Source organism: Streptomyces sp. NPDC088766, assembly GCF_044750845.1.
Taxonomy (GTDB): Bacteria; Actinomycetota; Actinomycetes; order Streptomycetales; family Streptomycetaceae; genus Streptomyces.
Map to the genome: position 1 here is coordinate 109,788 of NZ_JBIVKQ010000024.1, position 14,560 is coordinate 124,347.

13 protein-coding genes are annotated in these 14,560 nt (G+C 72.9%); 4 read left to right on the forward strand and 9 right to left on the reverse strand.

The features are described from left to right. Positions 1-19: 19 nt before the first annotated feature. From ACIP5W_RS28165 to ACIP5W_RS28190, 6 genes are all read right to left on the reverse strand, one after another. The gene (locus ACIP5W_RS28165; protein ID WP_401479285.1) at positions 20-1,927 is read right to left on the reverse strand and encodes an ATP-binding protein; all 1,908 of its coding nucleotides are present in this window, start codon (positions 1,925-1,927) and stop codon (positions 20-22) included. Between the two features lie 422 nt (positions 1,928-2,349). Further along, positions 2,350-3,297, reverse strand: a complete 948-nt coding sequence (locus tag ACIP5W_RS28170) for a glycine betaine ABC transporter substrate-binding protein (RefSeq protein WP_401479397.1) — start codon at positions 3,295-3,297, stop codon at positions 2,350-2,352. Between the two features lie 5 nt (positions 3,298-3,302). Then, entirely contained in the window at positions 3,303-4,112 is an 810-nt protein-coding gene (locus ACIP5W_RS28175; RefSeq protein ID WP_401479288.1) for an ABC transporter permease, read from the reverse strand. After that, positions 4,109-5,341, reverse strand: a complete 1,233-nt coding sequence (locus tag ACIP5W_RS28180) for a betaine/proline/choline family ABC transporter ATP-binding protein (RefSeq protein ID WP_401479291.1) — start codon at positions 5,339-5,341, stop codon at positions 4,109-4,111. The genes ACIP5W_RS28175 and ACIP5W_RS28180 overlap by 4 nt, the downstream gene beginning before the upstream one ends. Continuing rightward, positions 5,334-5,981: an ABC transporter permease gene (locus ACIP5W_RS28185; protein WP_401479294.1), complete on the reverse strand. Its 648-nt coding sequence runs from the start codon at positions 5,979-5,981 to the stop codon at positions 5,334-5,336. Before ACIP5W_RS28185 ends, ACIP5W_RS28180 begins: the two co-directional genes overlap by 8 nt. A gap of 6 nt (positions 5,982-5,987) precedes the next feature. Beyond that, complete coding sequence (locus ACIP5W_RS28190; protein ID WP_401479400.1) at positions 5,988-6,482, reverse strand: Lrp/AsnC family transcriptional regulator; 495 nt, start codon at positions 6,480-6,482, stop codon at positions 5,988-5,990. 122 nt (positions 6,483-6,604) lie between these two features. On the opposite strand from ACIP5W_RS28190, the gene hppD reads away from it, so the two are divergent. After that, the gene (gene hppD / locus ACIP5W_RS28195) at positions 6,605-7,750 is read left to right on the forward strand and encodes a 4-hydroxyphenylpyruvate dioxygenase (protein ID WP_401479297.1); all 1,146 of its coding nucleotides are present in this window, start codon (positions 6,605-6,607) and stop codon (positions 7,748-7,750) included. A 232-nt stretch (positions 7,751-7,982) separates the two neighbouring features. Here hppD and ACIP5W_RS28200 read toward each other — a convergent pair whose 3' ends face one another. Continuing rightward, complete coding sequence (locus ACIP5W_RS28200) at positions 7,983-9,497, reverse strand: tetratricopeptide repeat protein (protein ID WP_401479300.1); 1,515 nt, start codon at positions 9,495-9,497, stop codon at positions 7,983-7,985. Between the two features lie 92 nt (positions 9,498-9,589). Here ACIP5W_RS28200 and ACIP5W_RS28205 point away from each other — a divergent pair, with 92 nt between their 5' ends. Next, positions 9,590-10,996: an FAD-binding oxidoreductase gene (locus ACIP5W_RS28205; protein WP_401479303.1), complete on the forward strand. Its 1,407-nt coding sequence runs from the start codon at positions 9,590-9,592 to the stop codon at positions 10,994-10,996. Positions 10,997-11,007: 11 nt separating this feature from the next. Here ACIP5W_RS28205 and ACIP5W_RS28210 read toward each other — a convergent pair whose 3' ends face one another. Further along, the gene (locus ACIP5W_RS28210; RefSeq protein WP_401479306.1) at positions 11,008-11,484 is read right to left on the reverse strand and encodes an SsgA family sporulation/cell division regulator; all 477 of its coding nucleotides are present in this window, start codon (positions 11,482-11,484) and stop codon (positions 11,008-11,010) included. Positions 11,485-11,710: 226 nt separating this feature from the next. Between ACIP5W_RS28210 and ACIP5W_RS28215 the strand changes: the two genes are divergently transcribed. Together ACIP5W_RS28215 and ACIP5W_RS28220 are read left to right on the forward strand one after the other, a co-directional pair. Continuing rightward, on the forward strand, positions 11,711-13,333 hold the full coding sequence (locus ACIP5W_RS28215) for an RDD family protein (protein WP_401479309.1): 1,623 nt from the start codon (positions 11,711-11,713) through the stop codon (positions 13,331-13,333). A gap of 88 nt (positions 13,334-13,421) precedes the next feature. Further along, entirely contained in the window at positions 13,422-14,138 is a 717-nt protein-coding gene (locus ACIP5W_RS28220; RefSeq protein ID WP_401479312.1) for an RDD family protein, read from the forward strand. Positions 14,139-14,202: 64 nt separating this feature from the next. Here the strand turns inward: ACIP5W_RS28220 and ACIP5W_RS28225 are convergent, their stop codons facing one another. After that, complete coding sequence (locus tag ACIP5W_RS28225; protein ID WP_401479315.1) at positions 14,203-14,475, reverse strand: hypothetical protein; 273 nt, start codon at positions 14,473-14,475, stop codon at positions 14,203-14,205. Between the last annotated feature and the right edge of the window lie 85 nt (positions 14,476-14,560).

The following is a 14,560-nucleotide window of genomic DNA, read 5'->3' on the forward strand; positions in this document are numbered from 1 at the left end:
GGAGGGGAAGGACGTGGGGCTACCGGGCGGCCGGCGGCTCGGGCGGGGTGTCGGGGCCGGTCCCGGACGGGCCGGTTTCGCCGGCGGAGGTGCGTCCGCTGTGGAAGGCCCCGAAGCGGGTGCCCGCGTCGCGTGCGACGGCAGGTTTCTGCCCCGGTGCGCCGCCCGGTGCGGGGGAGTCGGCGGCCGCCCTGCGCTGCTGCCGTTCCTGCTCGGCCTCGGCCATCGTGCGGCCGGGGGCGCGGACGGGCAGGCCGTTCGGCGTGGCCGCCGACGGACGGCGGGACGCGTCACGACCGCGGACCTCCGACGAAGCCGAAGGCGAAGCCGGGGTCGGGGGCGCAGCCGGTGCCGCTGCCGTTGCCGGGGCCGGAGCGGAGGCGGCGGGAGGGGCGGCAGCCGGTCGCACGCGGGGAGCGGGCAGTCCGCCCGTCCCCCGGACCTCGCCCGGCACAAACTCTTCACCCGGCATGGACACTCCGCCCGTCGTCGGCTGTGCGGTGCCCGTCGTGGCCCGCGCGGACTCCGGCGCGGGCGTCGCCACGGCAGGGCGGTGTGCCGTCTCCTGCGGTGCCGCGTCACGCCGCTGGGCGAGCAGTTGCCGGGGCAGCAGGACGACGACGCCGGTGCCGCCGCGGGACGAGGGCCGGTAGTTGACGCTGATGCCGTACTTGACGGCCAGCCCGCCGACCACGGCCAGGCCGAGCCGGGTGCCGGGCAGCGAGGCGAGGTCGGTCATGTGCCCCGCCACGGCCTCCTCGGCGTGCCGCATCGCCGCGTCCGCCATCTTCAGGCCGCTGTCCTCGATCGTGACGACGAGCCCGGCGCTGTGCTCGTCGACGTACACGTGGACCTCGTCGATGGGCGGCGAGAAGTTGGCGGCGTTGTCCATGAGTTCGGCGATCAGGTGCATCACGCCTTCCGCGGCGAAACCGGAGATCGCGGCGCTCGTGGAACAGTGCAGCCGTACGCGCTGGTACGCCGCGATCCGGCCGGCCGCGCCCCGCAGGATGCTCTCCATCACGATCGGCTTGTTCCAGGCGCGGCTGGACCGACCGCCCATGAGGAGGGCCAGCCGGTCGGTCATGAGGCCCAGCTGGGAGGTGCTGTGATCCAGTTTCAGCAGGTCGCCGAAGATCTCCTCGCCGTGCCGTTCCTGCATCTCGCGCAGATCGGCGAGCATGCTCACGGTCTTGGCCTGGACCCGGCTCAGGGCCTTCGCGGAGGCGGCCTGCGCGGCGGCGGCCCGCCGCTCGCTGCGGGCGAGTTCCTTCACGAACGCCTCGACGGGTGCCCGCAGCAGGGAGGAGGGCGGCCACTCCCACCCGGCCAGCACGGTGTCGGCCGAGTTGCCCTCCCGCAGCTGCCCGACCATGTCGGGCAGGACGGTCCGCGTCACCTGTGCCACCTCTTCGGTGACCTGCGCCAACTCCTCGCGGGCGCGCAGCCGTTCGGTGTCCGTGGCCGCCGCGTACTGCACGACCTGCTCCACCGCGGAGCTGAAAACCTCGACGGTCCGGCGCAGTTGTGCGTCGGCGGGCAGTGTCACCTGCTCCAGGGCGTCCTTCGCCCGCGCGCCGTCCCGGAGCCGGCTCACGAGGGCGGGCACGGTGACGTTCACCAGGTGCGCCGATTCGGCCGACCGCTGCGCCGACTGCGCGGTCAGCCGGGCGACCTCGGCGTCCGTCGCGGCGGTGGCCCGGCGGGCCCGCCGGAGCAGCAGGCCGCAGACGAGGACGGTGGCCGCCACGCAGCACCAGGCGGCCACGGCCGTGATCACCGTCCAGGTGCGGGCCGTGGCGGGGGCCGTCGCGACGGCCGTGCCCGCGGCTGCGGCACTCAGCAGCAGCACGGTCACGGGTACGGCCGACGAGGTGGGGGGGAGTTCAGCTGACCGACGCTGACTGGGTGGTGCAGGCAGAGGCATTCCGCGGTTCCTCGGTCCTCGAGAGCAGGAAGAACGGATCGACCGACACGACGGCCGCAGGCCCGGAAGCGAGAAAGATGTGATTTTCCGATCCGGGTACCGGCTCATGCTAGTCATTGCGCCGGGAGTGGTGATCTCACCGCTTGCCCTGCCCGCCGAGGAGCCGAATTCGTCGCAAAGCCACTGGTGGAAACGGGCGCCGTGGTAGTCGCGAGATGGTGTTTTTCTCCCGGTGTCTTTCCCGCACAACGGGCGATCGCGGGCGTCAAGTGCCTTGAGATCATTGTCCGTAGGGCGTGGCGGGCGGGGCGGAGCGTCGGTTTCCGGTCAATTCTGAAACTTCCGCGCACGGTGTGAGTCGAAAGTCGTGCAGGTCGATCACAGATTCCCCACTAAATCCGCCACAGGAACGGAAGGCGCCCCTACTTCACGAATCCCTGAGCCTTCATCCAGTCCAGTGCGACCTGATGCGGGTCCTCCCCGTCCACGTCCACCTTCGCGTTCAGCTCCTGCGCCACCGCGTTGTCCAGCTTGGCGGTCACCGGGTCGACGACCTCGGCGATGGCCGGCCACTTCTCGAAGGTCCTGGTGTTGATCACGGGCGCCGCGTTGTAGTTGGGGAAGAACTTCCTGTCGTCGGCCATCACCACCAGGTTCATGGACTTGATGCGGCCGTCGGTGGTGAACACCTCCCCGTAGGTGCAACTCCCCTTCGCCGTCTGCGTGTAGATGATCCCGGTGTCCATCTGCGTGATCCGGTCCGCCGGCACGCCCATGCCGTACGCCTTCTGCATGCCCGGCAGCCCGTCCGCGCGGTTGGCGAACTCGCCCTCCACGCACAGCGTGACGGCCTTCGGGTCGGAACGGGACAGCGCGGCCACCTCCGACAGCGTCCTCGTGCCGTACTTCTCGTGGTCGGCCTGGTTCATCGCCAGCGCGTAGGTGTTGTTCAGCCGGGACTGCGGCAGCCAGGTCACCCCGTTGCGCACGTCGGCGTCCCGCACCGCCTCCCACTGCCGCTGCGGGTCGGTGAGGGGCTCGCTGTTGCCCTGGTACGTGATCCAGGCGGTGCCCGTGTACTCGTACATGGCGTCGGCGTCGCCCTTGCGGATCGCCTCGCGGCCGCCGATGGACCCCTGGATGCCGGTGCGGTCCAGCACGTCCGCGCCCGCCGCCTCGAAGGCGATGCCCAGCATCGCGCCGAGGATGAGGCTCTCGGTGAACGACTTCGACGTCACGGTGAGATCGGCGCCCTTGAGCGGCTCCCCCTTGCCGATCGAGCCGGGGGAGACGTCGTCGACCATGGGGGAGCCGCTGGTCAGCCCGCAGCCGGAGGCCAGCACCAGCAGCACCGCGAGAGCGCCCGGCATCCTTCTCACCGCCCCACCTCCAGACCGCGCGGCCGCAGCAGCACCTCGGCCAGTGAGGCCAGCCAGTCGACCAGCAGGGCCAGCGCCACGGTCAGGACGGAGCCCAGCACCAGCACCGGCATGCGCTGGTTGGTGATGCCGGCGGTGATCAGCACGCCCAGTCCGCCGCCCCCGCCGAAGGTCGCCAGGGTGGCCGTGCCGACGTTCAGGACGAGCGCCGTACGGACACCGGCGAGGATGAGCGGCACCGCCAGCGGCAGTTCCACGCGGGTGAGCACCCCGAGCGGGGAGAAGCCGATGCCGCGGGCGGCCTCCAGCAGCGTCGGGTCGTTCGCCTTCAGGCCGGCGACGGTGTTGGAGAGCACCGGCAGGACGGCGTAGGCGATGATCCCGATCAGGGCCGCCCGGCGGCCGATGCCCAGCCAGATCACCAGCAGTGCGAGCAGGCCGATCGCGGGGGTGGCCTGGCCCATGTTGGCGAAGGTCATCGCGACCGGGGTGGCCTTGCGCAGGGCCGGCCGGGTCAGCGCGATGCCCAGCGGGATCGCGATGATCAGGACGAAGAAGGTCGAGATCACCGTCAGCTCGACGTGCTGCCACAGCGCCTTGGACACCTGCCGGCCGGCCAGCGCGTTCTCGGAGACGGTGTCCAGGTCCGCCTGCGCGAACCACAGCCAGGTGGCGAGCAGCATCGCGACCACGAACGCGGGCACGAGGGTCAGCTTCGGCCAGCCGATGCGGCGGCGCGGGGGAGCGGGCGGCGGAGCCGGGGGCTCCTCCTGGGCCGGCCGGTCGTCCAGCTCGGAGATGCTCATGCCGTCGCCTCCCCGCCGGGGCCCTCCTGTTCCGCGTGCGTCCGCACGGCCCGGGCCTCCTCCAGTTCGTGCTGGGACCCCAGCGCCTCCAGCCGGTCGGCCTCCAGCAGTTCGTGCACCGACTTCATCAGCGTCTCCATGTCGACGACCCCGGTGTACTCGCCGCGCCGCCCGGTCACCGCGACCCGCCCGGTGTTGTCGGTCAGGACCGCCTCCAGGGCGTCCCGCAGCGTCGCGTCCCGGGTCACCGTGTCGGTCACCGGGGTGCCGGCGCGGGCCAGCGAGCCCTTGGCCCGCATCAGGTCGCCGCGCCGCAGCCACTTGTAGGGCCGGCCGCGCTCGTCCAGCAGCAGGATCTCGTTCGTCCCGTTGGAGCGGATCCGGTTGAAGACGGTCTGGAGCGGGTCGTCGACGGTCACCGTCGGACACCCGGTGATCTCCACGTCCCGTACGCGCGTGAGGTTGAGCCGCTTCAGCGCCGCGCCGGCGCCCACGAACCCGGACACGAAGTCGTCCGCCGGGTTGGTGAGGATCGCCTCCGGGGTGTCGAACTGGGCGATGTGCGAGCGCTCGCGCAGCACCGCGATCCGGTCGCCCAGCTTGATCGCCTCGTCGAAGTCGTGGGTGACGAACACGATCGTCTTGTGCAGCTCGTGCTGGAGCCGGATCAGCTCGTCCTGGAGGTGGTCGCGGGTGATCGGGTCCACGGCGCCGAACGGCTCGTCCATCAGCAGCACCGGCGGATCGGCCGCCAGCGCCCGTGCCACGCCGACCCGCTGCTGCTGACCGCCGGACAGCTGGCGCGGATAGCGGTGGCGGAACTCCCCGGGGTCCAGCCCGACCAGGTCGAGCATCTCCTCCACCCGGTCCCTGACCCGCCCCTGCGGCCAGCCGGTCATCCTCGGCACCAGCGCGATGTTCTGCGCGACCGTCATGTGCGGGAACAGCCCCGAGGCCTGGATGGCGTAACCGACCTTGCGGCGCAGTTTCACCGGGTCGATGTCGGTGACGTCCTCGCCGCCGATGCGGATCCGGCCGCCGCTCGGCTCGATCAGCCGGTTGATCATCTTCAGGGTCGTCGACTTCCCGCAGCCGGACGGCCCGACGAAGACGACGATCTCGCCCGCCTTGATCTCCATGTTCACGTTGTCCACGGCGGGACCCGCACCGCCCGGGTAGCGCTTGGTGAGGTTCTCCAGCTCGATCGCGGCACCGTGGGACTCAGACACGGATCCCCCTCGGAATCGTCAGCCGGCCGACGACGACGTAGGCGGCGTCGAACAGCAGGGCCAGCACGATGATGCCGAGCGTGCCCGCGAGAACCTGGTTGAGCGCGTTCTTGCTGCCCAGGGAGGCCAGGCCGCGGAAGATCTCGTTGCCGAGGCCGGGCCCGGAGGCGTAGGCGGCGATGGCGGCGATGCCCATCAGCATCTGCGTGGAGACCCGGATGCCGGTCAGGATCGGCGGCCAGGCCAGCGGCAGCTCGACCCGCGCCAGCCGCATCACGCCGGACATCCCGATGCCCCTGGCCGCGTCCACCAGGGACGGGTCGACGCCCCGCAGTCCCACGACGCAGTTCCGCACGATCGGCAGCAGCCCGTACAGCGTCAGCGCGATCACCGTCGGCGGCACGCCCAGGCCCACCACCGGGATCAGCAGACCGATCATGGCCAGGGACGGCACGGTGAGGATGGTGGAGGTGGCCGTGGTGGCGAGGCTGCCGGCCCAGTCGCTGCGGTAGGCGGCCACCCCGATCAGCACGCCGATCAGGGTGGCCAGGAGCATGCACTGGAAGACGACGCTGGCATGCTGGTAGGCGTCGGTGAGCAGCTGCTGGTGTCGGTTGCCCAGGTACTCCCAGAAGCTCACACGCCCTCACCCCGTCGTCCGGCCCGGCCCTTCCCGATCGTCCGCAGCCTGCTCCACCAGCGGGATGATCCGCAGCGGCACGGGGTTCTCCATCACGATCGCGGTGGAGGCCCGGACAATGCCATCAAAGCCGACGACCCGGTCGATGACCCGTTGGAGATCGGCGTTGGAGCGGGCCACCAGACGGCACAGCATGTCCCCGCTGCCGGTGGTGGTGTGCAGCTCCAGCACCTCCGGCACGGACGCCAAGTGGGCCCGTACGTCGGCGCCTTGGCCCTGCCGGATCTGCAGCGTGGCGAACGCGGTGACCGGGTAGCCGAGCGCCGCCGGGTCCACCTCGGGGCCGAATCCCCGGATGACTCCGTTCGACTGAAGCCGGTCCAGCCGCGCCTGTGCCGTCCCCCGGGCGACACCCAGCCGCCGCGACATCTCCAGCACGCCGATCCGCGGCTCCCGCGCCAGCAGCACGATGATCCGCCCGTCCAGATGATCGATCGCCACGCCCGCCTCCGAGATGGTCACCCTGTACAGAAAAGCCGCCGGGACCGCCGTACCACTGCGCACAATGACCAGTGGCACGACGAACTATTGCGCACCTTGCAGGGTGGCGCGACGCTTCGGCCATGACGCAGACCACACACCACACCCCCGACACCGCCCGGCAGGCCGACCCCTTCCCGGTGAAGGGAATGGACGCGGTCGTCTTCGCCGTGGGCAACGCCAAGCAGGCCGCGCACTACTACTCCACCGCCTTCGGCATGAAGCTGGTCGCCTACTCCGGACCGGAGAACGGCAGCCGCGAGACCGCCTCCTACGTCCTGGAGAACGGCTCCGCCCGCTTCGTCCTGACCTCGGTGATCAAGCCCGCCACCGCCTGGGGCCACTTCCTCGCCCGGCACGTGGCCGAGCACGGCGACGGCGTCGTCGACCTCGCCATCGAGGTCCCGGACGCCCGCGCGGCCTACGCCTACGCCCTGGAGCACGGCGCCCGCTCGGTCGCCGAACCGTACGAGCTGAAGGACGAGCACGGCACCGTGGTGCTGGCCGCGATCGCCACCTACGGCGAGACCCGCCACACCCTCGTCGAGCGCGGCGGCTACGACGGCCCCTACCTGCCCGGCTACGTGGCCGCGAGCCCGATCGTCGAGCCGCCCGCCCACCGCACCTTCCAGGCGATCGACCACTGCGTCGGCAACGTCGAACTCGGCCGGATGAACGAGTGGGTGGAGTTCTACAACAACGTCATGGGCTTCACCAACATGAAGGAGTTCGTGGGCGACGACATCGCCACCGAGTACAGCGCCCTCATGTCGAAGGTCGTCGCCGACGGCACGCTCAAGGTCAAGTTCCCCATCAACGAGCCCGCGATCGCGAAGAAGAAGTCGCAGATCGACGAGTACCTGGAGTTCTACGGCGGCGCGGGCGTCCAGCACATCGCCCTCAACACCAATGACATCGTCCAGACGGTCCGCACCATGCGCGCCGCCGGCGTCCAGTTCCTCGACACCCCCGACTCGTACTACGACACCCTCGGCGAGTGGGTCGGCGACACCCGCGTCCCCGTCGAGACCCTGCGCGAGCTGAAGATCCTCGCCGACCGCGACGAGGACGGCTACCTGCTGCAGATCTTCACCAAGCCGGTCCAGGACAAGCCGACCGTCTTCTTCGAGATCATCGAGCGCCATGGCTCGATGGGCTTCGGCAAGGGCAACTTCAAGGCCCTCTTCGAGGCGATCGAACGCGAACAGGCCAAGCGCGGCAACCTCTAGTGCTGTGACCGGAAAGGTTCACCGGCTCGCGACGTCCGGCACGGCTCCCCCACGCTCGGCTTCGCTCGCGCGGGAGGGGCCCCCACCGCCGCGTTGTCGCATCACCCGAGTACATCCGGTACGCGGGCAATGCTCCGCCTTGCGATGCACCGCACCGGACGCCGCGAGCTTTCCGGCAAACCTTTCCGGCCACAGCACTAGAAGCCGCCGCCCACCGGCTGCCGGCAGCCGGTCACGAGAAGTCCGGCACCCGCGCCACCGACGGCTCGCCCAGCGCCACCAGCGCCGTGCGGGCCGTCCGCGCGTACAGCGGGGAGAAGTACGGGTTGATCCGCAGCGCCTCCTCCAGATGCCGCCGCGCCGCCCCCTCCCGCCGCAACTGCCGCTCGATCATGCCCCGGTGATAGAGGTACGGCGCGCTGCGCACCGTGCCCCGGTGCGCCCGGTCGGTGGCGATCACGGCGTACCGCAGCCCCTCCTCGGGCCGCCCGGCCCGGTGCAGGGCCCAGCCCAGCGCGTCGGCGACCTCGACCCCCGGCTGGCGCCGCCACTCCGTGCCCAGCCGCCGCACGGCCGCCGCCGGATCGCCGTGGTCGGCCTCGAACCGGCCCAGCACCAGCGCCCCGTCCACCCCGCCCGCCGCCTCCCGCCGGACCCGCTCGCGCAGCAGGCCGTACTGCACGCGCGCCGCCCGGTCCATCCCCAGCGACTCGTACAGCTCGCCCAGCTCCAGCGCGTACTGCGGCAGCGGCTGCTTGGCCAGGGCCGCCCGGTACGCGGTCAGCGCCTCCGTGGTCCGGCCCAGCGCCGCCAGCGCCCGCCCCTGCCCGGCCTGCGCGGCCCGCTGGTCGGGGTCGATGCGCACCGCCTCCTGGAAGTGCCGCAGCGCCGGCTCCCGCTCGCCGCGCTCGAAGGCGAGCTGCCCGGCCCGCTCCAGGTATGCCGCCCGCTCGGCGGGGGAGACCGCACCGGCCGCCGCGTCCGACAGCGCGGCCGCCGCGTCCTCCCGCCATCCCCGGTCCCGGTAGACGGCCGCCGCCCGCGCCAGCACCGCGGGCCCCGAACGCAGCTCCAGCAGCCGGTCCAGCGCGGCCTTCGCCCTCTTGTGGTCGCCGAGCCCGGTGTAGGCGTCGATCAGCTGCGGATACGCCGTCCAGCGCTTCGGGGCCCGCTTGCGCGCGGCCTCGCCCCAGGACCGCGCGGCCGGGAAGTCCCGGCGGGCGTTGGCCAGTGCGGCCAGCCCGACGAGGGCCTCGGTGTTCCCCGCGGGACGCACCGACAGGGAGGTCCGCAGCGCCCGTTCGGCCTTGGGGTAGAAGGCGGCCGTGTCGGCGGTGCGCCGGCCGTGCTCGACGTAGGCCGCGCCGAGGACCGCCCAGGAGCGGGCGTCCTTCGGACGGGCGCGCACCCGCGCCTCGCGCTCACCGATCAGCACCGCCAGATCGGGCAGCGCGGCCGCCGCCCCGGTCCGGACCGCCGCCTGCGCCCGCGCCCCCGGAGCGGGCCCCGGCGCCGGCCGGCCCGCCTCCTCGCCGGGCAGGCACAGCAGGACCCCGCCCAGCACGAGGCCGCCGGCCACCGAGCCGGTCAGCACCCGCCGGCGCAGCCGGGAGCGGGCCTTCCCCGCCCCGGGCTGCTTCTCGACGGCTGCGGCGGCCGCGGCGGCTGTGGTGTCGGCGTCGTCGTCGGCGGCGGCGTCGGTCGGGGCTTGGGCAGCGGCGTCGGCGGTCTCGGTAGCGCTCTCCATGGCGCTCACTGTGCGCCAGGGCGACGACCGCGTGCCGGTATCGGCCGGGTGCCGCAGACGGGGTTCACACCGATGGCGGCGGGTGCGACGCTGTGATCATGAGCCGTATCGAAGCCCCTCGCGACGAGGTGACCGGCAACCTCCTCGACCGACTGCTCGACGGCCTGCCCGCCGAGGCGGTCCTCACCGACCCCGACGTCACGGCCGCCTACGCCCACGACATGGCGAGCTTCTGCCCGGCCGGCACCCCGGCCGCCGTCGTGCTGCCGCGCACGGTCGAACAGGTCCAGCACGTCCTGCGCACCGCCACCGAGCTGCGCGTCCCGGTCGTCCCGCAGGGCGCCCGCACCGGCCTGTCGGGCGCCGCCAACGCCTCCGACGGCTGCCTGGTCCTCTCCCTGACGAAGATGGACCGCATCCTGGAGATCAGCCCCGTCGACCGCGTCGCCGTCGTCGAACCGGGAGTCGTCAACGCCGTGCTCTCCCGCGCGGTGGGCGAACACGGCCTGTACTACCCGCCGGACCCCTCCAGCTGGGAGACGTGCACGATCGGCGGCAACATCGGCACCGCCTCCGGCGGCCTGTGCTGCGTGAAGTACGGCGTCACCGCCGAGTACGTCCTCGGCCTGGACGTCGTCCTCGCCGACGGACGGCTGATGTCCACCGGCCGACGCACCGCGAAGGGCGTCGCCGGGTACGACCTCACCCGCCTGTTCGTCGGCTCCGAGGGTTCCCTCGGCGTCGTCGTCCGCGCCACCCTGGCGCTGAAGCCGCAGCCGCCGCGGCAGCTGGTCCTGGCCGCCGAGTTCGCCTCCGCCGGCGCGGCCTGCGACGCCGTCTGCCGCATCATGGCCGGCGGCCACGTCCCCTCCCTCCTCGAACTGATGGACCGTACGACGGTCGGGGCGGTCAACGAGCTGACCCGCATGGGCCTGCCGGAGACCACCGAGGCCCTCCTCCTCGCCGCCTTCGACACCCCGGACCCGGCCGCCGACCTCGCCGCCGTCGGCGCGCTGTGCGAGGCCGCCGGCGCCACCCAGGTCGTCCCCGCCGAGGACGCCGCCGAGTCCGAGCTCCTCCTCCAGGCCCGGCGGTCCGCGCTGGTGGCCCTCGAGGCGGTCAAGGGCACGACGATGATCGACGACGTGTGCGTGCCCCGCTCCCGCCTCGGCGACCTGATCGAGGGCGTCGAGCGCATCGCCGGGAAGCACCGCCTCACCATCGGGGTCTGCGCCCACGCGGGCGACGGCAACACCCACCCCACCGTCTGCTTCGACGCGGCCGACCCCGACGAGGCACGGCGCGCCCGCGAGTCCTTCGACGAGATCATGGCGCTCGGCCTGGAACTGGGCGGCACCATCACCGGCGAGCACGGCGTGGGCGTGCTGAAGAAGGAGTGGCTGGCGCGCGAACTGGGCCCCGTCGGCCTGGAGATGCAGCGGCGGATCAAACAGGTCTTCGACCCGCTGGGCATCCTCAACCCCGGCAAGCTGTTCTGAGCCGTGCGCCGTCATTCACCGTCCTTCGGCTCGTCCGACGGCCACGGGTCGCACGGCCACAGGTCGTCCGCCGGAAGCGGAGCGAGCAGCTCGGCCAGCGCCTCGTCGACGCCGAGCCGCCCGCTCTCGGTCCCCGGGGGCACCACCCGCAGTGTCCGCTCCAGCCAGGCCGACACCTGGGCGGCGGGCGCCTCGAGCAGGGCGTCACCGTCGGGTGAACTGAGCGCCATCAGGACGACGCCGCGCCCGTCCGCCTTCGTCGGCCACACCCGCACGTCCCCGTGCCCGCACGGCCGGAACACGCCCTCCACGAGGAGTTCGCGGGCGAACGTCCAGTGGACGGGGCACTCCGAGTCGATGTGGAAGCTGACGTGGACGGCGAAGGGGTCGTCGCTGCGGTAGCCGAGCCGCGCCGGGACCGCGACACTGTGCTCCGGCGACAGGACCAGCCGCACTTCCAGCTCCCTTTCCACCACGGTGTGGTGCATGTCCGTTCTCCTCTCGCTACTGATGCGTACGTGAGGGAGAGCGACTTCGGATTCGACCGTTACGCGGGTTCGGGGAACTTTTTCGCGGACGGTCCGAACGTGTGCGACGCGTGCACACCGTTGCCCGGAAAGGAGTGGGTACGGCCGGACCGGCGATGGGAGTTGCGCCCGTCTGATAGATGTGGAGCCCCCCATCCCACCCCCGAGCAGATACGGGACGACGGACATGAGCGCCCCAACCCCGGCAGCAGGCGACGACAGCCCCCGCGAGGGGTACTACCCGGACCCGTCCATCCCCGGCTACGTCCGGTACTGGAACGGCGCCTCCTGGGTGCCCGGCACCAGCCGGCCGGCGCCGTCCGGCGGTGAACCGCTCGCCGCTCCGGGAGCGTCCCCGGCTCCGGGCCCGGCCCCGGCGTCGTCCCCCGCCCCGGCGTCGGCCCCGGCGTCCGTCGAGGAGACGGGTCCGCACTTCTTCGACGAGGATCCGCAGCAGTACGGCAGCCGGCCCGAACCGGCCTCCGCGTGGGGCGCCGACCGCTCCCACCAGTCCGGCTTCGGCGGCGACCAGGACCGCCGCGTCTCCTGGGGCGGCCCCCGGACGCCGGACCCCCGCACGGCACCGCCCGACGCCGCGCCGGACGCCACCTTCATGTCCCGCCGCCCGACCGTGGGCCCCGCGTCCACGGACGAGGGCACGATGACCTTCCGTACGCCGTCCCCGCGCACTCCGGACCAGGCGGGCGCCGGCCCCCAGGGTCCGGTGGGCGTGGGCGGCGCGAGCGGCTCCGCCGGCTCCGTCGGTGCCACCGGTGAGCCCGGTGCGGGGGCCGGTGCCGGGGTCTTCGGCCCGCCGGGTTCCGGGGGGCCGGGCGATGCCGGTGCCGGTTTCGGTGCGGCGGGTCCGGCCGTGGCCGGTGTGGCCGGCGCGCCGGGCAAGCCCGGATTCGGTGCGGGCAGGGCCGCGGCCGACCGTGCCGCGGCGGCCCAGGCCGTGCCCGCGCAGAGCGTGCCCGCCGCGCAGGCAGCCCCCGCAGCCCCCGCCCCGCAGGCCGTTGCTGCGCAAGGCGCCCAGCCCCCCTCCGGCTCCCCGGGGGCCGCCCCCGGCGTCTCCGCGCCGTCCGCCCCCGGCGCTTCGCACCCGGCCGGCGCCCCGTCCGCCCCCGGCCTCCCCCAGCAGGCCGACGGGGTCCGGGCGGCCGGGCCGGGCGGGGGCGGTGCGCCCATGGCCACCGGGTCCGGAGGCGGGCAGCAGTCCTGGGCGCAGCAGGTGCACCGGCTCGCGGGTGCCGGGGACGATCAGCCCGTGGCGCCGTGGAAGCCGCCGGTGGACGACGTGTTCCAGGCCGCCGCCCGCCGGCAGGCGGCGGCGCGTCCCGCCGGGCTCGGCAGGCGGCTGGGCGCGCGGCTCGTCGACACGCTCGTCCTCGCGGCCGTCACCGGCGCGGCGGCGGTCCCGCTCGGCCTGAAGGCGGTCGAGCACGTCAACGACAAGATCGACGCGGCCGAACTCACCGGCGAGACCGTCACGGTCTGGCTGCTGGACGGGACCACGTCGGCGTACCTCGGCGTGGTCCTGGCCGTCCTGCTCTGCTTCGGCGTCCTGTACGAGGCGCTGCCGACCGCCAGGTGGGGCCGGACCCTGGGCAAGAAGCTGTTCGGTCTGGAGGTGCGGGACATCGAGGGCCACCAGCCCCCGTCGTTCGGCCTCGCCCTGCGCCGCTGGCTCGTCTACAGCGTCCCGGGCCTCCTCGCCGTCGGGATCGTCGGCATCGTGTGGGGTCTGTTCGACAGGCCGTGGCGCCAGTGCTGGCACGACAAGGCGGCGCACACGTTCGTGGCGGGGTAGGTCCTGTCGTCACCGGTCCACGGATGCCGTACCCCCGGACGGCCGCTCGCCGGATGCGGGGGCGGGCGGTTCGCGTTCGACTCGGGCCATGACGACCGAACCGCCCCCCGGCTCCGGCGGCGAGCCGCCGGAGGACGATCCGTTCAGGAAGCAGCCCCCGCAGCAGCCGCCGCACGGGGCGGGGCAGGGCCCGCAGGGTTCGCCGTACGACAGCCCGTACGGCGGTGCGGGCGGGCAGCCGCCGCACGGGGGTGCGGGCGGGCAGCCGCCGTTCGGGGGCGGGCAGCCGCCGTTCGGCGGCGGCGGGCCCCACGGCGGTGACCCCTACGGCGGTTACCCCGCGGACCCGCTCTCCGGGATGCCCCCGCTCGCCGACAGCGGCAGACGCACGCTGGCGCGGATCATCGACATGATTCTGGTGGCGGTCGTCGTGTGGCTGCTGACGTGGGGCTTCGGGGTCAACGAGTACGACGTGAACGGCGATAGCGTCCAGGTCGGCAAGTCCCTCGCCCAGTCCGTCGTGGCCGCCGTGCTGTACATCGCCTACGACACCTTCATGACCTCCAGGTCCGGCCGCACGCTGGGCAAGAAGTGGCTGGGCCTGCGCGTGGCCAACCTGGACGACGGCTCCACGCCCTCCGTGCAGACCTCGCTGGTGCGCGCCCTGGTGCTGTGGGTGCCGTTCGCGTTCTGCTGCGCCTGTCTGTGGACGGCGATCTGCGGCGGCTGGAGCTTCTTCGACAAGCCCTACAAGCAGGGCCTGCACGACAAGGCCGCCAAGACGGTCGTGGTCAGCACCGGCTGACGGGGTGTCGGTACGACGGGAAGGGCCCGCACCTCATGGGTGCGGGCCCTTCCCGTCGTACCGTTCACCGTGTCGACGGCTCCCGGACCGGCTCGGGTGCCGCGGCGACCGAGGCGGGTACGGGTTCGTCCACGGTGGAGCGTGCCACGGTGACGGTGGCCTGGCGGCGCGGCGCCGGGAGCGTCATGGCGACGAGTACGCCGAGGGCGAGCGAGGTGACGGCGACGACCACGACGAGCGAGCCCGAACTCGCCTGTGACAGCAGCAGCATGGCGAGCGTCGAGAGGATGACGGTGCAGGAACCGTACGTGAGCTGTGCGACGGTCGGACGAGGCATGGCAATCGTGTCCTCGGAAGCGGGGGCGGTCTCGACTCTATTCGGCTGCATGCCCGACGGGAACGAGCGGTAAGCGTGAGCTGAC

Bases quoted from the DNA above. Each gene is read 5' to 3' on its own strand.
- ACIP5W_RS28165 (WP_401479285.1), bottom strand. From the start codon at position 1,927: ATGCCTCTGCCTGCACCACCCAGTCAGCGTCGGTCAGCTGAACTCCCC.
- ACIP5W_RS28170 (WP_401479397.1), bottom strand. From the start codon at position 3,297: ATGCCGGGCGCTCTCGCGGTGCTGCTGGTGCTGGCCTCCGGCTGCGGG.
- ACIP5W_RS28175 (WP_401479288.1), bottom strand. From the start codon at position 4,112: ATGAGCATCTCCGAGCTGGACGACCGGCCGGCCCAGGAGGAGCCCCCG.
- hppD (WP_401479297.1), top strand. From the start codon at position 6,605: ATGACGCAGACCACACACCACACCCCCGACACCGCCCGGCAGGCCGAC.
- ACIP5W_RS28200 (WP_401479300.1), bottom strand. From the start codon at position 9,497: ATGGAGAGCGCTACCGAGACCGCCGACGCCGCTGCCCAAGCCCCGACC.
- ACIP5W_RS28210 (WP_401479306.1), bottom strand. From the start codon at position 11,484: ATGCACCACACCGTGGTGGAAAGGGAGCTGGAAGTGCGGCTGGTCCTG.
- ACIP5W_RS28215 (WP_401479309.1), top strand. From the start codon at position 11,711: ATGAGCGCCCCAACCCCGGCAGCAGGCGACGACAGCCCCCGCGAGGGG.
- ACIP5W_RS28220 (WP_401479312.1), top strand. From the start codon at position 13,422: ATGACGACCGAACCGCCCCCCGGCTCCGGCGGCGAGCCGCCGGAGGAC.
- ACIP5W_RS28225 (WP_401479315.1), bottom strand. From the start codon at position 14,475: ATGCCTCGTCCGACCGTCGCACAGCTCACGTACGGTTCCTGCACCGTC.